The sequence below is a fragment of the Salinivibrio kushneri genome (assembly GCF_027286325.1).
In the GTDB taxonomy this organism is placed as follows: domain Bacteria; phylum Pseudomonadota; class Gammaproteobacteria; order Enterobacterales; family Vibrionaceae; genus Salinivibrio; species Salinivibrio kushneri_A.
Map to the genome: position 1 here is coordinate 404,623 of NZ_CP114589.1, position 20,625 is coordinate 425,247.

The 20,625-nt window shown below is 50.7% G+C and carries 14 protein-coding genes; 3 read left to right on the top strand and 11 right to left on the bottom strand.

What is annotated here, in order from left to right:
• Positions 1 to 48: 48 nt before the first annotated feature.
• Positions 49 to 516: an ASCH domain-containing protein gene (locus tag N8M53_RS14665; RefSeq protein WP_269580103.1), complete on the top strand. Its 468-nt coding sequence runs from the start codon at positions 49 to 51 to the stop codon at positions 514 to 516.
• Positions 517 to 570: 54 nt separating this feature from the next.
• Here the strand turns inward: N8M53_RS14665 and N8M53_RS14670 are convergent, their stop codons facing one another.
• Positions 571 to 855 carry a hypothetical protein gene (locus tag N8M53_RS14670; RefSeq protein WP_269580538.1) on the bottom strand — a complete coding sequence of 95 codons (285 nt, stop codon included), beginning with the start codon at positions 853 to 855 and terminating at the stop codon, positions 571 to 573.
• 163 nt (positions 856 to 1,018) lie between these two features.
• On the opposite strand from N8M53_RS14670, the gene N8M53_RS14675 reads away from it, so the two are divergent.
• Positions 1,019 to 2,401, top strand: a complete 1,383-nt coding sequence (locus tag N8M53_RS14675; protein WP_420066616.1) for a class II fumarate hydratase — start codon at positions 1,019 to 1,021, stop codon at positions 2,399 to 2,401.
• Between the two features lie 6 nt (positions 2,402 to 2,407).
• Here the strand turns inward: N8M53_RS14675 and N8M53_RS14680 are convergent, their stop codons facing one another.
• The 5 genes from N8M53_RS14680 to N8M53_RS14700 all read right to left on the bottom strand — a co-directional run bounded on the left by N8M53_RS14680 (position 2,408) and on the right by N8M53_RS14700 (position 6,905).
• Positions 2,408 to 3,820, bottom strand: a complete 1,413-nt coding sequence (locus N8M53_RS14680; protein ID WP_269580104.1) for a GGDEF domain-containing protein — start codon at positions 3,818 to 3,820, stop codon at positions 2,408 to 2,410.
• Between the two features lie 119 nt (positions 3,821 to 3,939).
• The gene (gene msrB, locus N8M53_RS14685; RefSeq protein WP_269580105.1) at positions 3,940 to 4,383 is read right to left on the bottom strand and encodes a peptide-methionine (R)-S-oxide reductase MsrB; all 444 of its coding nucleotides are present in this window, start codon (positions 4,381 to 4,383) and stop codon (positions 3,940 to 3,942) included.
• A 107-nt stretch (positions 4,384 to 4,490) separates the two neighbouring features.
• The gene (locus N8M53_RS14690; protein ID WP_269580106.1) at positions 4,491 to 5,558 is read right to left on the bottom strand and encodes a succinylglutamate desuccinylase/aspartoacylase family protein; all 1,068 of its coding nucleotides are present in this window, start codon (positions 5,556 to 5,558) and stop codon (positions 4,491 to 4,493) included.
• Positions 5,545 to 6,450, bottom strand: a complete 906-nt coding sequence (gene rimK / locus N8M53_RS14695) for a 30S ribosomal protein S6--L-glutamate ligase (RefSeq protein ID WP_269580107.1) — start codon at positions 6,448 to 6,450, stop codon at positions 5,545 to 5,547. Before rimK ends, N8M53_RS14690 begins: the two co-directional genes overlap by 14 nt.
• A 14-nt stretch (positions 6,451 to 6,464) precedes the next feature.
• Positions 6,465 to 6,905: an ATP-dependent zinc protease gene (locus N8M53_RS14700; protein ID WP_269580108.1), complete on the bottom strand. Its 441-nt coding sequence runs from the start codon at positions 6,903 to 6,905 to the stop codon at positions 6,465 to 6,467.
• A gap of 217 nt (positions 6,906 to 7,122) precedes the next feature.
• Between N8M53_RS14700 and N8M53_RS14705 the strand changes: the two genes are divergently transcribed.
• Positions 7,123 to 8,463, top strand: a complete 1,341-nt coding sequence (locus N8M53_RS14705) for a magnesium transporter (protein ID WP_046075490.1) — start codon at positions 7,123 to 7,125, stop codon at positions 8,461 to 8,463.
• A 70-nt stretch (positions 8,464 to 8,533) separates the two neighbouring features.
• Here the strand turns inward: N8M53_RS14705 and N8M53_RS14710 are convergent, their stop codons facing one another.
• The 5 genes from N8M53_RS14710 to N8M53_RS14730 form a co-directional block, all read right to left on the bottom strand.
• Entirely contained in the window at positions 8,534 to 9,445 is a 912-nt protein-coding gene (locus tag N8M53_RS14710; RefSeq protein ID WP_269580109.1) for a mechanosensitive ion channel family protein, read from the bottom strand.
• A gap of 111 nt (positions 9,446 to 9,556) precedes the next feature.
• Entirely contained in the window at positions 9,557 to 16,777 is a 7,221-nt protein-coding gene (locus N8M53_RS14715) for a VCBS domain-containing protein (protein ID WP_269580110.1), read from the bottom strand.
• Positions 16,778 to 17,031: 254 nt separating this feature from the next.
• Entirely contained in the window at positions 17,032 to 18,903 is a 1,872-nt protein-coding gene (locus N8M53_RS14720; RefSeq protein WP_269580111.1) for a PhoX family protein, read from the bottom strand.
• Between the two features lie 187 nt (positions 18,904 to 19,090).
• Entirely contained in the window at positions 19,091 to 19,942 is an 852-nt protein-coding gene (locus N8M53_RS14725) for a lipase family protein (RefSeq protein WP_269580112.1), read from the bottom strand.
• A 121-nt stretch (positions 19,943 to 20,063) separates the two neighbouring features.
• On the bottom strand, positions 20,064 to 20,564 hold the full coding sequence (locus N8M53_RS14730; protein ID WP_269580113.1) for a hypothetical protein: 501 nt from the start codon (positions 20,562 to 20,564) through the stop codon (positions 20,064 to 20,066).
• Positions 20,565 to 20,625 lie beyond the last annotated feature (61 nt).

The window sequence follows — 20,625 nt, forward strand, 5'->3', positions numbered from 1 at the left end:
AGATAGAAATTATTTAAAAAGAAACCAATAATAATCAAGGCGAGCCCCATGACTGAAGAACAAAACGCCTTTTGGCGCCAATACCTTGCGACCCTGCCCGCTAACCAACGACCAACTGATGATCAGGTGGTGGTCGACACCTTAAGTCATCATACGGTGAGAGCGAATGAAGTTGCGACCTTGGTTAGCTTGAATAAAAAGAAAGCCCACTGCCGTTTGCGTAGCTCTTTGGAAGAGCAGAATGCGGTAGTCCCGCAAAATGGCCAGTACAAAGTGGTGCTAAATGGTCATCAACGACCTGTTTGTATCGTCAAAATCACCAAAGTGAGCTATTGCCCGTTTAATCAAGTGAGTGCCGAATTTGCGGCACGCGAAGGGGAAGGCGATGGCTCTTACCAGTGTTGGCACGAAGCGCATTGGGGCTATTTTTCCCAGTACGCCAAAACACATGGCCTGCATTTTGATGAGCAATCGGATGTGGTGCTCGAAGAGTTTGAGAAAGTCTATCCACTCTAAAAATCAAAGCCGCGCTAAGCGGCTTTTTTAATGATTGGTATCAGTACGATAGGTTTATTCACCGATATCTAAATTAATCTCATCGGCCCATGGCATGTCTGGCAAGGTGTCTAAGTTGGCTTCATAGCGAGACAGGGTAAATTGCCCGTTGTGATGGCTAACATCATAGATCTCGACCATTAACGCACAGGCAATATACTCAATGGCTTCATCGCGAGAATAGCCAGTCATACGCAGGCGCATCAATGTTTCTGCTACCTTTTTAGGGTCTTGGTCGGTGATCTGGTTCTCAACCACTTCAATCAAATTAGCGATACTGGTACTGGTTTCGTCTTGCATGGTGTTGCTCGTTATGGGTGACAGTGACGCCATACTAGGAGATACATGACGAAGAGGCACGGATTTTTTATCGACCGATGAAGTCACTGACTTCATTTAGCCAACTCAATATGTTAATGATAACCATTATCGAAATGGCATGGCGAAATAAAAGGATGTGATCATGGCGAAAACACGTATTGAAAAAGACAGCATGGGTGACGTGGAAGTGCCTGAGCAGGCTTTGTATCAAGCACAAACGCAGCGTGCGGTGAATAACTTTGCGGTCAGCGATCAGACGATGCCGGCGGACTTTATTCGTGCGCTGGCCATGGTGAAATACGGGGCGGCACAGGCAAATGAGTCACTCGGGTTGTTAGAACGCAAGATTGCGGGTGCCATTCGTGAGAGTGCACAAGAAATTATGGCGGGCAAATACCTGGATCAGTTTCCTGTTGACGTGTTTCAAACCGGGTCGGGCACCAGTTCGAATATGAATATGAACGAGGTGCTTGCTACCTTGGCTTCAAAAAAATCCGGTGAGACGGTTAGCCCTAACGATCATGTCAATATGAGCCAAAGCAGCAATGACGCAGTGCCAACGGCCATTCAGATTAGTACTACATTAGGCTGTGAGCAAAAACTGTTACCTGCACTCGCACATTTACGTGATGCGCTACAGGACAAAAAGCAGTCGGTCGGCCATATCGTCAAAACGGGGCGTACGCATTTAATGGACGCCATGCCTGTCACTATCGGGCAAGAGCTAGATGCCTGGTCTCAGCAGATCGAGCACGTGATGGTACAAATCACCCAAAGTTTATCATCAGTACGCGCACTCGCTCAGGGTGGCACCGCGGTGGGAACCGGGATCAATGCTCACCCATTGTTTGCCGAGCGTTTTGCCGAAGCGGTAGCCGCGTTGACCAAGACGGGCTTTACAGCCAGTGAAAACCCATTCTTTGCCATTGGTAGTCAAGATGCGTTGGTCGCGCTTCACGGTCAATTAAAAACCACCGCGGTAGCAACCATGAAGCTAAGCAATGACTTACGCTGGATGAATTCTGGCCCGTTAGCAGGGCTTGGTGAGATTGAGCTGGAAGGGTTGCAGCCAGGCTCGTCAATTATGCCTGGCAAGGTTAACCCGGTTATTCCCGAGTCGGCGGCGATGGTATCCGCGCAAGTGATGGGCAATGACACTACGGTCACGGTGGCGGGCCAGTCGGGGAATTTTGAGCTTAACGTGATGTTGCCAGTGATTGCCGCGAATGTGTTGCAGAGTATCAACTTGCTGGCAGGAGCAAGCCGACTGCTTGCTGATAAAGCGATTCGCAGCTTTAACGTGAGAGAAGATAACCTACAAGCCGCGCTGTCTCGTAATCCTATCTTGGTCACCGCCCTTAACCCTGTTGTCGGGTATTTGAAAGCGGCTGAGATTGCCAAGAAAGCGTACCAACAAGGTCGTCCCATCCTCGATGTTGCTGAAGAAGAAACCGAGCTTGGTCGTGAGAAGCTCTCGCAGCTGCTTGATCCTACCAAGTTGACGAAAGGCGGCATTGCGGAATAGCGTGCCTCACTCTGCTGTGTTGGGCGCAACCACCACGCGATTGCGCCCAAGACTTTTGGCGGTATAAAGATGGTCATCGGCACGGTCAAATACCTGTTCCGGATGGCTGTCGCTTGGCTGGCTTTCAGACAGCCCACAGCTGACCGTGTAGGTGAGCAATTGGTTATCAAACTGTGAGGTATTCGCCGCAATACGTTGGCGAAGGCGCTCGGCAATATGGTAGGCATCGTCACTGGCGGTATTGCGGAAGATTATTACAAACTCTTCCCCACCATATCGAGCCACCAAATCGGTTTGGCGAACGGCGCGTGTGATCTCAGCAGCAACATCTTGCAGGACGCGATCGCCAGCGGAGTGACCATATGTGTCGTTAAATTGCTTAAAGTTATCGACATCAATGACAGCGACCGTATAGGTGTACCGCGTCCGCCGAGAACGTTCGTATTCAATCGCTAATTCAGGTAATAGGCCGTAGCGGTTAACGGTGCCCGTCAGTGGATCCAAGCTGGCTTTTCTTTGCCAGCTGTCTCTTGCTGCAACGGCATTTTTATATTCCATCACTTGGATGGAAATACTGATGCTGGTTAGTACAGTGGTAAAGATAAAAATAAGCAGTGCTAACACACCGTCATATAGATTGGGGATCGCAAATGCACCCATATCGAAGGGAACCATAACGATCGTCACCATAATTAAGCTACAAAGGCTTACGAGTAGTGTGCGCCAGTGGCCTGAAAAAGCGATGTAGATGAGCAGTGCAAGCTCGATATAAATGGCGCCAGGAAACACCGAGAAGCTGATCAACGTCAGTGTCATGATTGCTGCCACATAGCCAGTGTTTTGCCAAGTGAGTTTTGACCAATCGATCCCCAGCCTTTGCCAAGCCGTGTACAAGCTTACCCAAAGTAGTGTTGATGTGGTGTAAGTCATCATAAACTCAATGGTCAAGAATTGCAGTCGCCCGTGAACTAACTGATCATCGATATAAAGCGGAATGGCGACGATGGCCACCATTGCTATCGCGGGGAAGAGGCATCCAACAACTACAAATCGAAAAAGGGCCCGCACTGTATCCAGGCAATGTGGATAATACTTCTGCCATAGCCACGCAGAGAGCGCTGAGGCGAGCGTCAAAAATGTACCAAAAAAGACCCCAGTCGCGAGATGGAGCGATTCGATGCGGGCGATGGCCGCTAGACCATGACCAAGAGAGCCGGCAAGAATAAGCGGGAGTATCATTCCCATTCCTAGGTGCCGAAATAAAACCACCGCAAGTCCGCTCGATATATTGAGCAAGGTGACGGTGTTGACATCGAGTATCGCGGATAAATAGCGCATATCCAGCCAGACGATTGCCCCGTAAACGAGGCTCCACATCAATATGTGGCGAGCGGCAGGTAGAGAAATCCCCAGTAGCATGTCACCTCTGTGTCGTGCGATGCAATAGGATATAAAAGTGGTTGATAGTGCCATTATGGCTAAAGACAAGTATAGCAGAGCCGGGTGAGGGCTCTGCGTTTTCAGCAGGGGAAGTGCTTTTAGTCGAGCTTTTTCAACGCGACGGCGTTCATACAAAAGCGCAAGCCAGATGGCGGGGGACCATCAGGGAATACATGGCCAAGATGCGCGTCACAGGTGGCACAAGTGGTTTCAATCCGTGTCATCCCGTGACTGCCATCTTTGTGATAAGCGATAGCATTATCTTGCGCCGGTTGCGTAAACGAGGGCCAGCCTGTTCCCGAATCAAACTTTTCATGCGCATCAAACAGCAAGGTGCCGCAGCATGTGCACCCATAACGCCCTGGCTCAAAGAGCGTACACATGCCTGAGCTAAACGCGCGCTCTGTGCCTTTTTGGCGGGTAACACGAAAGGCTTCTTCACTGAGTTGTGCTTGCCACTCTTGGTCTGTTTTCTCAACTCGCGACGGCGGCGCAAGATTACCGCTTTCACTTCGAGCGACGATGTCTTGCCATGTCAGCATGATGTCGTTCCTCTTATTGAACGGGCGGCTGCCCGTGCTACAAAACGCGTAGTGTTATGAATCTTCTGACTTGATGCAAGTAGTACGGTGTGTTTCTCGTAACGCGATCATGTTGATAGGGTACCAATCCCCCATTTTAGTTCATCATCCTGATCATCTTTGACTTGGTCGCGGTATCCTTCCATGTGTTGTTCAATTAAGTCATCGGACTGAGAGAAAAAAGCAATATGAAAGATAGCGTCGCCTTCATTGACCACGGGCAGTGTTTGCTGCCCGATTAGGATACCGCTCTGGGGCGCGATCACTTCTACCTCTTGGCTGCCTGCTGGATCAGAAATGATACCGATTACTTGTTGCTTGGAGACCATCTCACCCAGTGCAATGTGGCTGCGGAATATCCCATCGGCATCGGCGCGCACCCATCGGGTTGCTCTGGCGGTGACGGGTTTGTAAGGTAATTTCCGCCGCGACTGACGCAGCATGCCCAAGTGGCGCATTACGCGTATAATTCCCCTAACCCCTGCGTTAATTGCGTAAGGCTCAAAGCGCAGGGCTTCACCGGCTTCATAGGTGATTACCGGAATGCCTATCGCTTCTGCCTCTGCCCGCAAAGACCCCGCTCGAAGCGCTGCATCGACAACAACGGGGGCAGAAAACGCAGACGCCATCGCACCTGCCTCAGCGTTCGCTAAATTGGCGCGGATTTGCGGCAAATTGGTGCGGTGGATGGCTGCGGTATGCAGATCGATCACATGGGTGCATTGGCTAATCACTTCATTAAAAAGCTGATACGCCATGCGCCCGGCAATTGAGCCCCGCTCTGAACCCGGAAAAGAGCGATTCAAATCACGCCTATCCGGCAGATAGCGAGACTTATGAATAAAGCCAAATACATTAACCACGGGAATGGCAACGATGGTTCCGCGTAGTTTTTGTGTGTCGGTCCTCGCCATAATTTGGCGAACAATCTCGATACCATTGAGCTCATCGCCATGAATGGCCGCACAGATTAACAGTGTGGGGCCCGACAATTTGCCGTTCAGGATCTCTATACTCACGTTGAGTGGTGCGTGGGTATAAAGCTTAGCGATTTCCAGCTCTAGGCTAAGGCGATCACCTGGATTGACGGTTTCGCCCCCGATGTCGATAGCATTGTTTCTTTTAGCCCTTACCACGAGTACGCGTCCTCTTGGTGTTAGCGGTCTTTTCGATGTATTCCACCACCATACCCGCTACGTCTTTCCCAGTGGCTTTTTCTATGCCTTCTAACCCTGGTGAGGAGTTGACTTCCATCACCAAAGGGCCGCGCTCGGAGCGCAGTAAGTCGACCCCAGCGACATTAAGCCCCATGGCCTTAGCAGCAGCAATCGCCGTTCGACGCTCTGCCGGTGTGATCCGTACTAACGTTGCCGAACCGCCTCGGTGTAAATTGGAGCGAAACTCGCCTGGCTGGGCTTGACGTTTCATCGCGGCGATGACTTTGTCACCAATCACAAAACAGCGAATATCGGCGCCGCTGGACTCTTTAATATACTCTTGCACCAAAATGTCTGCCTTTAAGCCCATAAAGGCTTCAATCACACTTTCAGCCGCTTTTTTGGTTTCGGCGAGAACCACACCAATGCCTTGCGTGCCTTCGAGCAGTTTGACGACCACAGGGGCACTGCCGACCATCTCCAAGAGATCTCCTACATCGCCGGGCTTGCTGGCAAACCCAGTATGCGGCATGCCAATGCCTTTGCGTGACAGCAATTGCATTGAGCGCAGTTTATCTCTCGAGCGGGTGATTGCCACAGACTCATTAACGGGAAACACACCCATCATCTCAAACTGGCGTAATACGGCACAGCCGTAAAAGGTCACCGATGAGCCGATACGAGGGATGATGGCTTCAAACCCTTCTAGCTCTTCGCCAGCAAGATGAATTGACGGTTGTGTGGAGTTGATGCTCATGTAACAGCGCAGTGCGTCAATGATTTTATACTCATGACCACGCTGCTCGCACGCTTCAATTAGACGTCGAGTGGAATAGAGATTTTTATTCCGGGAAAGGATACCGATTTTCATTGTGGTCAGGGCTCCTATTTGCCGAGCAGGAATGAATGCATAGGGTCGACAATGACGTTACCTGTCATCGCGGTACGACCTAACAACATACGAAAGCGCATGTTATCGCGCGCGGTGAGTGTCATCTCTATGGGATAACACAGTTCACCGGCTTTGAGTGTGGTCTGAATCACATAGCGAAGCTGTTCGTGCCCGCCAGAGTCGCGCACGACACGACGCGCAAGCACGGGCGCTTCCGCTTGAATCACCTGTTCGTCATCACCTTGGTGAGGGTGGATCCAAAAACGAACCCAAGCAGCGCCTCCTTTTTCAAACTCCTCAATTTTGAAGGTATGTAAGCATGAAGTACGCGCGCCCGTGTCAATTTTGGCTTTTATACGCGCAATATCTAGGTCTGGGAGGCTAATCCACTCACGCCAACCCACACACACTTTTTCCGTTGATTGAACCGGCATTGTTATCATTACTCGTTATTGCTCTGCCTTGCTTTCACCATAGAAGTGATAGCGGTTATTCGTGGTAAGAATCTGAAAAATCAGCGATGATATGTGATAACCATCGCATACTGGAATCGGCACTATCATGGCATATGGGAGATAGGTTGAGAGGGGCGCCCTATTGGGCGGGTCGCTGGATTTCTGTGCACATGATGACCGTTGAGAAGGAAATACCATGCAAACGAGTGATAGACAAGAAGTGATTGATGATTTGCTATCAAAAGTCGATCAAGGTGCGCCTGAGACGATACAAGAGATAGAGCAAGCACACGGTGTGGATAGCCTTGCTTTGTTATTAGAAGCCTTACCCGTTAGCGACCGTGTGGGATTTTGGGAGCAACTCTCTCCCTCGATACAGCTGCCGGTGTTGGCGGAGATGCGCGATGACGCAGGTGAAGCGGTTATCCGAGCCGTTGATGAGGCACAACTACATACGCTTTTTGCTGATCTCGATGCTGATACCTTGTTGGAACTGCAAGATGTGTTGACCGAGCCGCTGTTAGAGGAAGCGCTCGGTCGCATGGATTCGGAGCAGAAGCAGCGCTATGCCTCGGCACAACAATATGCGGATACTCAAGTGGGCCATTGGTGTGATCATCAGCCCTTAGTGGTACCTGCCAAAACCAAAGTGAATGTCGTGTTGCGTTTACTGCGCCGTGTGATGCCCAAATATTGTGACCACGTCTTCGTGGTCGATAGTCGAGGCATTTGGGTGGGTGCTGTGCCTATTCATAAGCTGTTCGGCGCGGACGGTATTCTCAAAATCAGTGAGCTGGTACGCGAGCAATTTCCCAGCTTAAATGCGCGTGATGATATTTATACCAGTGCTGACAAAGTCGCGAGCAGTGAAGAAATCGCGCTACCCGTATTGGATGATGGTGGCATGTTAATTGGCCGGCTTGACCTGGGTACGGCCTATGAGATGCAAGCGGAACGGGCAGAAGCGCAAATCATGGCCACGGCTGGTTTGGATGAAGATGAAGACTTATTCTCCCCAGTGATGAAAAGTGCGCGTAATCGCGCGTTATGGCTTGGGATTAACCTGATGACGGCTTTTCTGGCCTCTTGGTTTATTGGTTTGTTTGAAGCGACACTGCAACAAGTGGTCGCGCTTGCCGTATTGATGCCCGTGGTCGCCTCCATGGGTGGGATTGCCGGAAGTCAAACGCTGACGCTGATCGTGCGAGGCCTCGCGTTAGGCCAAATATCTAAGGCTAACTTAAAGCCCCTTTTGAGTAAGGAATTTAAAGTGGGGCTACTCAATGGCGTGCTTTGGGCGCTTGTGATTGGTGCTATTGCGGGCTATTGGTTTGAAAGCTGGGGACTCGGTGCGGTGATTGGCGCTGCGATTGTCGCCAACATTATCAGTGCGGCATTGGCAGGGATTTTTGTACCTGTGTTATTAGGGAAGCTGAAAATTGATCCGGCTCTGTCAGGCTCAGTGATCCTAACGACGGTAACCGATATCGTCGGTTTTGTCGCCTTCTTAGGTTTAGGGACGTTGTTTTTACTTTAAGAGTTTCTCATACGTGATGTGTTGTCACCAAGTGGATAGCGCTCGTGATAGCCACGAGCGCTTTTTTATATCAAGCGGTCGTTGAAGGTATGGCAGTTTCTGTTGTGGGTAGCTCGGTTTTTTCGCTCAGTTTACCCTCTGCTGCGGGGAGCAGCTTTTCACAATAAAGCGTCATCACATCCTCGCGGATGAGCTGCTCTAATTCGGCCGCGCGCTCGGTAGGACAAAACAAACGCACATGCACCAGTTGCTCTCCTGTGTCTGTGTGCGAGAGGTAAAGATGAGGCTCTGGGCCAGGAAGATCGACACCCGCATGGCGCTCAATCACATGGTTATAACGTCGAGCAATATCCATAAAGTCTTCGCTGTGATCATCAATACGCGCCAGTAGTGCGGGAATATGGGGATATAAATTAATATCGCCACGGATCACCAGATGAAAATGGTGATAAACATAGCGCTTCATAAAGTTTAGGTTTTTCACTGTGGTAGAGAAAAACAAACTGTTCGGTAATGTCGCGGTTTTACCGGTATAGCAATAGTGGCCATGGTGGGTATCAATTTCTTGAATCTTGGTCGCCATTAAGTTGTGCTCGATCACTTCGCCGCGAGAGTTTCCTACCTCTATCCAATCCCCGATACGAAATGATCGTGAACTGGCGCGTTGAATGGAGCCGGTAAAGCACAAGATAATTTCTTTGGAGGCCACCACAACGGCGACTGCGATGGCAGTGAGCGAGAGGGCAAACTCACTAATTTCTGTGTTCCAAAACAAGAACAAAAACAGTAAAAGCAGACTAAATGCACCGTTTTTAGTGCGAGATATCCACTTACGTTGATCTTCGCTGAGAAAGTTACTATCACCGCGAATATGACGCAAAATCAGGCGACGGATCACGCTAACAACGACGATAACACCAATGGTGGTCAATAGTTTGTTTTCGACCAACAGTTGGGCGATGTTTTTCAACTCAGATAACAAAATCGCTCCCGTAATGCTTCTGGCAAGTTTTGGCGCTATTCTGCCCCTTTGTTAGGCAAAATAAAACGTAAACTTGCGACTGTCACGCATAAGGTGCGCGTTAGGCATGGGTTAGTCTGTCATCAGTTTGCTTTGTTGGATCATGGCATCAATCACAGACGCGCTTAGCTCTTGGCTGCTCAGGCCACTCATATCAATTTCGTATGCACTAGCCATGTCTGCGACACTGAGGTTTTCAAACACCACGTGCTGGTCGATTTGACTATCGCCCGCCGAGGCGATGTACAAGGTGGCTTCACCTTGGTCATTGTCCTCAAGGGTTAGATAGTCCTCTAGATTCGCACCGGCTTGGTCTTCATCAATCAGAAGCTCGGAGAGATCCAGAGTGTCCTTTTGCACGTCAAAGTCCGTAATGCGATCAACCGCCTCAGCGCCGATAGCCCCTTGATCACCGCTCAAAAAGGCGAAGGTGTCTGAGCCAAAGCCACCAGTCAGTGTATCGTCACCTTGGCCGCCAATCAGCAAATCATCGCCAAGGCCACCATCAAGCGTATCATCGCCGTGGTTCCCGAGTAAGCTATCATCTCCTTCGTTGCCGAGCAGGGTGTCGTCACCTGTGCCGGCAGCGAGAATTTCACTTTGATAGTTACCTTCTAGCGTTTGGTCATCAATGGCAATAATATCGACCAGTGCACTGTCCACATAACTGCCGTTAGAGGTAGTGTATTCAAATTGATGTTCAGGCTCTGGTAATACCGCGTTAGAGCTATCCAGCGTGAGATATATTTCATAGCTATCGGTGTCGTTGGCGTCATCGTTAGAAACGATCTCAAAGTAGTAAGTCCCCTGCTGACCGGCCGTAAAGCTATTGCTGCCAGTATCTGGGTTGAGAGTGTCCAACAGCTGTTGGTTTTCGTCATACACTCTCACACTCAGATCATTCGACCAATAGTCATCATCAAAGAGTAAGATCTCGTTTTGGTAGAGATCCATTTTCGCCATATCACTATCAGAACCATTTTGGACCGTTCCCGTCAGAGCGGCATTGGCACCGTAGTTACCGGCATCAATATGCGACCACACCTCCTGTGTCATGGTACCGAATTTACCGCGGTCTAGGCTCTGTGCTTGAGCAAAGGAACTGGCGAAATCGCCTAGTTCGGATTCAGCAATAAACTCGGAATCGTTACCGATGGGATCAAGGAAGCTTTGCGTATCCATCGCACTATCGGGTGTGAAAGTGACGTCATCTGTCCCCGTCACTGACCCTTGTATCCCGTTGTTGGTCGCCGTAATCGTACTGTCCATTGACGGAATATCGTTATGGGTTAAGGCCAAACCGGGAATCACGATTGGACTACCATCATGAATATTGGTGATCACTATATCGTGATTGGCATCAAGCCGCGCCTCGTAGTAGAGGTTAATGGCGACATTTACATCACTGGTATCGCCATCGTTGTCGGTAAGCGTCAGTGCGATTTGTTCTTGCTCGTTGAGAATATTTCTATCGACCGCAACACGATAGTCATATTCGCCGGTGTCAAAATTGATGGTGAGGATCCCGCCTTTTGCGGTTTCAAAGGTCTGCTGCGCGCTGTCAGTCGCCGGATCATAGTTGTATGTTTGCCCATCTAGGGTGAGTGCCGAGATATAGCCACCGTCAGCCCCAAATAAGGAGACAGTATTGCCATCATCATCCGTCAGCACGAGGCCGCCTGACACTTGTCCACTCTCAATGGTTTGTAGCAGTGAGTAGGCGAGCTCATTTTCATCGGTGACCAGCAATACATTGTCACTGGTATCGCCTGAGTTACTTGCTGCTATGGGGGTCAGTGGCGATGTTGTAATACCATTACCGACCCCGACACTGAAGGACTCATCAATACCTTGCGTACTGACATAGTTTTGCCATGCGCTTTGCAGGCTGGTGTTATTTTCGAAGTCATCATTGGGCATCCCATCCGAGATAAAATACGAGATAGTCTTATCTGCGCTGATCCCTGATGTATCAATATTACTGATGATCTCGTTAAGCGCGTTATCGTACCGGGTCGCGCCACCTGCATATAAGCCCTCAATAGCATCCAACGCACTGCCGACGTCATTCAGAAGCCAGCCTGATGAACTCGCCGTGTCTGAGAATGACACAAGTTGGATGTTGAGATCGCCGAGTTTGTCGTATTCCTCTACCATGGATTTTAGTGCGGCTTTGGTCACTTCCATCCGAGTCGGTGAGTTTGGATCATTCGGATCAACCGGATCGGCCATACTGCCCGAAAGGTCAACGGTGAGAATCAGGTTAAAGGTCGAACTACTCTCTGCCGTGGCGTATAAGGCACTTTCGATGTTGTCAGAGGTAGGCGTGTCATCTTGGACGTTGATAGTCAATGTCGATGAGCGATACGCGGTAGACGCCGTCGGATCATAGGTGGTGTAGGTGAAGGCTTCGCTCACGTTATCGCCACTGGTGGCATTATTGAGCGTATAGGTATAGTCACCCGCACGATAACCTTGGCTGTTGTCTTGGTTATAAACAGTCAGGGTGCCACTGGCGGTGGTGAGGGTTAAAACCCCATCACTGCCAAAGCTTTGCCCATTAATTTGATGCAGGCTGACATTGACGCCAATCCCCGTATCATTATCCAACAGGTTACCTTGGGTGGTTTGACTATTGTCGTTGCTCACTAACCCTTGTTCGCTGACTGAAGCGATATCGGCGTTTAACTGGGTGTTGTTGTCATGACCAAGTGTTAGCTGCGCCTGACTCGTATCCCCATCGCTATCGGTGAGGGTATAGGTGAACACCTCATCATCCAGAGTGCCGGCATCCGTCGTTGACGCGACCGATGATTGATACAGATAGCTGCCGTCGGGTTGAATGGTTAGTTGCCCTTGCGATGTGGTAATCACAGTACTGCCGTTGACTACATACGTGGTGCCATTAAAGCTAACCGCGGTCACCGTGGTGGTATCCGCACCAAGGGTATCGGCACCGGCGCCGGCAGTGATCACGTTCCCCCCTGTCGAGGCGCCAGAGGCCACGCTATCACTATCATCATGGGCAACCGGCGCGGAGTCGCTCACATCGAAGGTCACGGTTGTCCATTCGCTATTCTCGCTACTTTGGTAGGAGAAGCTGTCATAGACTTGACCGCCGCCTGCATGATTCACCGCCGGTGCAGTGTAGGTAAAGCTACCGTCGGCATTGACAGTAACACTGCCACCCAATGCGGTGGCGATGGTGGCAGGGCCGATCACAATTTCACTGTTACCACTTTCTCCTTGGCTGGCATTGGTGGCAACGCGGGTGACAGAGGCCTGTGTGTCTGTATCGTTGTTGATCAGTCCGTTGACACTGGCAATGCTGGTGGTTTGTCCTTCGGTCTGTGCAAAACTGTCATTTTCTAGATTAAGCGTGGCCGTGGTTGATGCCTGATCCGCGCCGTCGTTACTGATAGCCGTAATCGATAGTGTGACACCAGTAATATCGGCAGGCGAGGCGAGATTAAGACCACTCAGTTGCGCGTCCGAGAGCAGCCAATCGCCACTGGTTGCCTCTTTTGTCCCCGCTGATAATACGGCATCATCCGGTAAGCCGCTGATTCGGTAAGTGAGTGTTTCGCCCGATTCATTGGCGGTGCCGGAGATTGCTAAGGGCGAAAGAATCGCACGTGACCCGCCCGCGCCAGGGTCAGTGGCGGAGATTTGTCCTGCGTTGTCGATATAAGTCAGCGATTGATCGCCACGGCTGACTGTGAGGGTGGGGGCGGTAGCAACCCCTTCGACGTTGAAGGTGACATCGTGGGTGAGACTCGCATTTTGCGTATCGGTGGCGCGGAAGCTTACTGTCTCTGTCCCACTCCAATCGGCGACCGATGAAATGGTTGCGATACCATTCGCATCAATAGAGACAGAAACCCCACTGGGCACATTTTCCACATCGAAACTCAAGGTATCGTCACTGTCGATATCGGCAAACACCGTATTAAGATCAATGGTGTAGCTAACAAAATCCTCTTGCAGATTTTGCGTTGAAACGGCTTGAGACAAGGTGGGAGCGTCATTGGTGCCGGTAATGGTGATGACAATATCTTGTTGGGTGTTATCGCTTGCCGTCAGGGTAATGGTGTCGGTGACCTGATCACCGGCATCTAAGTTCTGTACCGCAGACTGATCAAGCGTATAGGTCCAATCGCCGTCCACCAGCTCGAGCGAGCCATAGTTGCCCGCCTCTGTGGTATTGGCAAAGATCGGTGCATCATCGCTATCGGTGTCACTAATCGTAATGGTGCCCGTGGCAGTGACGGCCGCATCGCCTTCGTTACTTTCGGTCACTGAACCAACAAACTCACCGGTGACTTCAGGGTCGTCATCCGTCCCCGTAATGGTGATGACAATATCTTGTTGGGTGTTATCGCTTGCGGTGAGGGTGATGGTGTCGGTGACCTGATCACCGGCGTCTAAGTTCTGCACTGAGCTTTGATTAAGGGTGTAAGTCCAATTGCCATTTACCAGCTCTAGCGAGCCATAAGTACCCGTTTCTGTGGTATCGGCAAAGGTCGGTGCATCATCGCCATCGACATCATTGATCGTAATCGTACCCGTGGCAGTGACGGGCGCATCGCCTTCGTTACCTTCGGTCACGGAACCGATAAAGTTACCGGTGACCTCAGGTAGGTCATCGGTGCCGGTAATGGTTATGACAATATCTTGGTGGGTGTTATCGCTTGCGGTGAGGGTGATGGTGTCGGTGATCTGATCTCCGGCGTCTAAATTCTGTACCGCAGACTGATCAAGCGTATAGGTCCAATCGCCGTCCACCAGCTCGAGCGAGCCATAGTTGCCCGCCTCTGTGGTATTGGCAAAGATCGGTGCATCATCGCTATCGGCGTCACTAATCGTAATGGTGCCGGTGGCAGTGACGGGCGCATCGCCCACGTTACCCTCGGTCACTGAACCAACAAACTCACCCGTTACTTCAGGGTCGTCATCCGTCCCCGTAATGGTGATGACAACATCTTGTTGGGTGTTATCGCTTGCGGTGAGGGTGATGGTGTCGGTCACTTGATCACCGGCATCTAAGTTCTGTACCGCAGACTGATCAAGCGTATAGGTCCAATTGCCGTTCACCAGCTCGAGCGAGCCATAAGTACCCGTTTTCGTGGTATTGGCAAAGGTCGGTGCATCATCGCCATCGACATCATTGATCGCAATGGTGCCCGTGGCAGTCACGGCCGCATCACCTACGTTGCCTTCGGTCACGGAACCGATAAAGCTACCGGTGACCTCAGGTAAGTCGTCGGTACCGGTAATGGTGATGACAACATCTTGTTGGGTGTTATCGCTTGCGGTGAGGGTAATGGTGTCGGTGACCTGATCACCAGCGTCCAGATCCTGCACCGCAGATTGATCAAGCGTATAGGTCCAATCGCCGTTCAGCAGCTCGAGCGAGCCATAGTTGCCCACCTCAGTGGTATTGGCAAAGGTCGGTGCATCATCGCCATCGACATCACTGATCGTAATCGTGCCTGAGGCAGTCACGGCCGCATCACCTACGTTGCCTTCGGTCACGGAACCGATAAAGCTACCGGTTACTTCAGGGTCGTCATCCGTCCCTGTAATGGTGATGACAATGGCTTGTTGGGTGTTATCGCTTGCGGTGAGGGTAATGGTATCGGTGACCTGATCGCCAGCGTCTAAACCTTGGACAATGCTACTGTTATTGTCGAGCGTATACGTCCAAGTACCATTCACCAGTGATAACTCACCATACTGACCGGAGACATTGCTATCGGAAAAGCTTGGCGCATTGTTGCCATCTGCATCCGAAATACTGAGAGATCCTGTCGCTTCTAAAATGCCGTCTTCGACCACATCGCCAAGGGTTTGGCCGCTAATTACAGGGTCATCATTTGTACCTGTGATAGTTATCGCGATCACTTGGCTGCTGCCGTCTGACGCGGTCACAGTGAAATTATCTGAAACCGCATCGCCCTCGCTAAGAGACTGCACCGCATCGCTGTCTGCGGTGTATGTCCAGTTGCCATTGGTGAAGACGAGCTCACCATACTGGCCGGATTGCGTGCTATCGATCCACGTTGGGTTATCGTCGGGGTCGGAAATTGACAAGGTTCCGGAAACGGAATCTCTGGCTATCAAACTTCCGTCAGAGCCATCGATTTCTCCCTCCGAGAGGGTGCCTGAGGTATCACCTGTGATGGATGCGGGATCGTCAATACGGTCCACTGCTGAGGTGAAGGTTTGAGAGGTGCTCGTTTCGCCGTCTGAGGCGGTGACCGTAAATGTCAGCGAGGCGATATCTAGCGCATCATTATTGATTGCATCTACGCCTGCCTGAGTGAGAACGACATTATTGCCCTGCAATTCGACATAGTTTTGTCCGCCATCAGTCAACGACAGAGTGAGGGCATCACCCTCTATATCCGTCGCCGTCACGGTGCCGACGGTATCGCCTGCCGCGACCGCATCTTCGGTGACCGTCGTTGCTGAAAATTGCAGTGTGGGCGCATCGTTGACGGGATTCACGGTGACCGTGATATCGGACGGCGTTTCTGCTTGGCCATCGGAGACGATGACGGTGAGATCAAGATCGCCATTGAAATTGGGCGGTGGTGTGATGACGATATTGCCAGACGCATCTTCGTCGATTTCGACATCTGGATTACCACTGGTGATGGAAACAATAGTAAGGGTGTCACCATCTGGATCGTTGATTTGTTGCAGTATTTGATTGGGTGTCAGCACTAATGGCTGATCTTCATCGGTGCTGAAGGTCAGCGATTCGGCGCTTGGCGCTTCATTGGTCTCTGCGGTGGGGAATACCGCGTCCGCGCTTGCCAATCTAAGTGCGGTTAGAGCAAAAAGCTGTTCGTCGGTTATGCCACCATCTGAGTTGGTAATGCCCTCAGTTTGGAAACCCGCAATGATCTCGCCAATACGGCCGTTCGCTTCAATAATCGCCATGGCGGTGATCGCAGACCCTGAGGCTGCAGCACCGGCTGCGGTCGCAGCATCCTCAATCGCATTGGGATCTTCACCGCGTTGGATGGCCTCGATGATTTCAAGCACATCCTCAGGTAAATCTTGTACCAGTGTATCGTCTTCACCTTCGCCGACAAGCAAGGCAGATAAGGCGAGGTTGGCATCGACACCATTTTCAAGGCGCACCGAGGCAGGCTCGTTGCCCACTGCGGTGACGAGCTCTCCCGTCGAAACCGTTTGATTGGCCTCTATCTGACGTACTTGGCCATCAGGCTGAACGGCAGCAACCGTTCCTTGTGTCTCGGTGACTTGTGTCTCTGTCGCCATGCTGTCGGCTCTCCTCGGCAACTGCATCACGCCAACGTTTTGATTTATATTCAATTACGTCACTTTATCAACGCGCTGGGCACAGTTTGGTGCACGATCGTTACATATTCCCTTTATAAATATAGTTAATAGTTAGTAGTGGTGTATGAAAATTGATCAAATCAATGGATAGGTAAGGAGAGAAAAAGCCCTTGCGTTGGCAAGGGCTGAGCTGTCTTAACAAAGTAAGGCTTAGAGCATTGGACGACGAAGGGTTAAGTACCGATTACGCCACCGTCCTCTTTGGTGATCATGATGACCGAAGAGCGAGGAATGGCGTTACCGCCGGCAGGGAAGTGGGCACCTGGATGTTGCACGCCCACAAACATGGTGCGTGAGTCAGGGGTAAAGGTCAGTCCCGTGATCTCACACGATGTTGGCCCGGTAAGGAAGCGACGAATTTCGCCCGTTTGCGTGTCGGCACATAGCATTTGGTTATTGCCCATGCCCGCAAAGTCTCCCTCGTTGGAGTAATCACCGTCGGTTTGAATCCAAAGACGACCGGCACGATCAAAACCGATACCATCCGGGCTGTTAAACATGTTGTCTTTGTTGATGTTATCGGTACCCGCCATTAACCCAGATTGCTTCTCAGGGTGGCCGGCCATCACGAAGATGTCCCATTCAAACGTAGACTGAGTATGATCGCCTTGGGTCGGTGCCCAACGAATAATATGGCCATACGGGTTTTTGGTGCGTGGGTTGGCCGCATTTAATGGTTGGCTGTCTTTCACGCCACGGTACTTGTTATTGGTGAGGGTGCAGAAAACATGCTTGTTGTCGGCGTGCACGGCGACCCACTCAGGACGATCCATGGTGGTCGCACCCACTTGCGTCGCGGCTTCGCGGGCAAAAATGAGCACACTGGCTTGGTCAGGAAAGCCGTTCTCTGGGGTTAGACCATTTTTACCAAAGGTGAGCTCTAACCATTCGCCTTGGCCTTTTAGCTCGTCGTCGCTGCCAGTAAATTTCGCGACATATAAGGTGCCGTTTTCGAGTAAATCGCGATTAGCGTTACCTTTACTTGGATCGTATTTTCCAGCAGAGACAAATTTGTACAGGTGCTCGCCACGTTCATCATCGCCCATATATACCACGACATGGCCATCATCATTGACCGTGAGAGCGGCATTTTCGTGCTTAAAGCGACCCAGTGCACTGCGCTTTTTCGGGGTTGAGTTGGGATCCATCGGATCAATTTCGACCACCCAACCAAAGCGATGGGGCTCGTTGGGGTGTTTGGCGACATCAAAGCGCTCGTCGTGCTTGTACCAGTCGTAACCCCAGTCACTATCGCTGATGCCGTAGCGCTGATAGGTTTTGCCCAAGGTGACGTCTTTTTCACTGGCAAAATAGCCGTTAAAGTTTTCTTCGCAGGTGAGATAGGTTCCCCAAGGCGTATCGCCGTTAGCACAATTGTTAAAGGTGCCGAGGATCTTTTTACCGGACGGGTCAGCCGCAGTCTTGAGCAGTGAATGACCGGCAGCTGGTCCTGTCATTGCCATCTCCGTATAAGCAGTAATACGACGGTTTAAGCGACCTTGCGGATTGATTGCCCAGCGACCATCGACTTTTTTTAGCTCGACCAAAGAGACGCCGTGTGCTGCTTGTGATTTACGCGCATCATCGGCTGAGATGTTTTCACCACCGTGCGTAAACAAATACTCATCGTTGATATACTCGTTATTGACCGCGAGTAGGGCGCGATCATTGGCGAGCGGGAAAAATGTCATGCCATCGTTGTTGTCGCCAAACTGCTGCGCTTGCGCATCGGCATTGTTTTGTTGGGAAAAAGCAGGCGCATTGGTAAAGATAGGATCGCCCCAAGACACCAGTACGTCTGCCTTATAGCCAGCTGGTACGTTGACTGTATCCGCGGTTGAGGTTGGGATTGCTTCAAAGCCGAGCAGTTCACTTTTGCTCATGCTGCCAGCCACAGCCTTTGCAACCGGGTTAGCGGCAAAAAAAGCAACAGTACTGGCTGCGCCCGCGCCTTGTAAAAAGCGACGACGACTCACAGCGGCGTCAATAAAGCGATTGAATTCGGGTTCCGCATCCAGCGGACGTTGGTCAATATGCTTGCTCACGACAATTCTTCCTTTCTGTTCGTTATCGTATTTATGATTTAGGTGACAGCGATGCGCTACAAAGTACATCGCAAAGCCGGTCGAGAGTTTGGCGAGTCAATATGAAAATGGGGTGACTGATGGGTGACAATCTTGGGACAGTGAAGGAAGCTGGTATCAAGATCACGTATTGGTAGGTACAGGCGACTTAGTGTTGGTCAAAGTAATCTTTGCGTCGAATATATTTGTCCATGTAATGATACGCGATGGGGCGTGCGAGCCAGCTAAATAAAACCCGGAGCACGCGAATCACTGACGACGTGTCGGTATAAATTTTGTTTTCATGCAGCCAAAGCAGTCGCCCGACATGCCAGTAAAGGAAAGGGATGCCAGGTAAAAAGGTAATAATATCGACATCACAACAGATACGATAAGTTTTGGTATGAAAGGGATAGTGCCGCTTAAAGCGCCACATACCAGCGGCAGGCTGACCAAAGGTGACGATGCGTTTAATGGCACTGCCCATTTGTGGTTGAAGCATCGCCGCGGCAAGAACCGCCATCGCGCCGCCTGACGAATGACCAATAAAAGAGACTTTTTTGTTGGCTTGAACCAAAGGAGAGAGGGCGGAGCAGAGTTTATCGAGCACCGTATCGCCGTCTAAGGAAGCCATATCCGCCGCTTGTGCGACATCAGCAAACTGGCTAGTAGTCATTGCTTGGTAACGACGCTTGTGCTGTTGCCACGGTAAACTTTTTTGTGTCAATAAGTAGTGAAACCCCCAGTGTACGCAACAATAAGCGTTAGCCATGCGAATACGTTTGGGACTACAAACACAATTTACCAGCCAGTCCCACAAGGTTTGCGAGCCACGAAATACCACCACCACATCGTCATCATCTCGCCAGAGTACACGAATAATACAGCGTCCCCAGCGATCATAGATATCCCGTCGACCATTTGGGCTGAATCCATAATGGGTATGATCAAAATAGCTAGGGTAAGACGCGCGGCATAAAATAGCATACCGCTCGTATTGATACCGCTTTAATCGCTTCATGGTGAACCTTGTGTCATCGTCATTGGCCTAGGCTAGCGAACAAACGTGACGAAATAGCGAAAGCAGTGTGTGATTATCAATCAATAGACCGCTCGGATCTCTGAGTGTGACTGGGACTTGATTAATAATTGGTGAGAAAAGGCTCGAGGTGCGTATCGTAAGTCAGAGCTTGGATAGGGCCTCGGTGTGTGATCAAAAACTCAGCATTGGTACAGTTCCCGATGCCAATGATCACCTGAACCAGTAAGCGTAAATCTTTTAGCCATCGTTGCGATTGCTCGTGGCTCCAATCGTCACGATACAGGCTCATATGATATTCCACCCACCAGTAGGCGCCACGAATAAAAGCCTTCATCACTGATTCGGCAGCCAAAATTTGCTCAGCGGTACCAGAGAAATCAAAATCAGGCGACATGGGCTTGCCTTGGGTAAAAGCCACATAGTTACGGCAATGACGGAATAATGCGAGCTGAAGCCCTGCTGCGGAGTCGTAATGGGTAAGTGCCAAAGTGGTCACGGGGAGGTGTTTAATTGACCGACGGAATAACGCGGCGGTGCGCTTCCCAGGCATCAGGTGCTCAATGGCATAAAACAAATCTAAACTGATAAGCTGATTACGCAAAGCAACTCTTCTCTCTCTGATTCAACCGCATCATCCTGCCTTAAATGGCGTGTCGAGTATA

Coding starts and splice junctions, on each gene's coding strand:
- N8M53_RS14665 (WP_269580103.1), top strand. CDS start 49: ATGACTGAAGAACAAAACGCCTTTTGGCGCCAATACCTTGCGACCCTG.
- N8M53_RS14670 (WP_269580538.1), bottom strand. CDS start 855: ATGCAAGACGAAACCAGTACCAGTATCGCTAATTTGATTGAAGTGGTT.
- N8M53_RS14675 (WP_420066616.1), top strand. CDS start 1,019: ATGGCGAAAACACGTATTGAAAAAGACAGCATGGGTGACGTGGAAGTG.
- N8M53_RS14680 (WP_269580104.1), bottom strand. CDS start 3,820: ATGCTACTGGGGATTTCTCTACCTGCCGCTCGCCACATATTGATGTGG.
- msrB (WP_269580105.1), bottom strand. CDS start 4,383: ATGCTGACATGGCAAGACATCGTCGCTCGAAGTGAAAGCGGTAATCTT.
- rimK (WP_269580107.1), bottom strand. CDS start 6,450: ATGAAAATCGGTATCCTTTCCCGGAATAAAAATCTCTATTCCACTCGA.
- N8M53_RS14700 (WP_269580108.1), bottom strand. CDS start 6,905: ATGCCGGTTCAATCAACGGAAAAAGTGTGTGTGGGTTGGCGTGAGTGG.
- N8M53_RS14705 (WP_046075490.1), top strand. CDS start 7,123: ATGCAAACGAGTGATAGACAAGAAGTGATTGATGATTTGCTATCAAAA.
- N8M53_RS14715 (WP_269580110.1), bottom strand. CDS start 16,777: ATGGCGACAGAGACACAAGTCACCGAGACACAAGGAACGGTTGCTGCC.
- N8M53_RS14725 (WP_269580112.1), bottom strand. CDS start 19,942: ATGAAGCGATTAAAGCGGTATCAATACGAGCGGTATGCTATTTTATGC.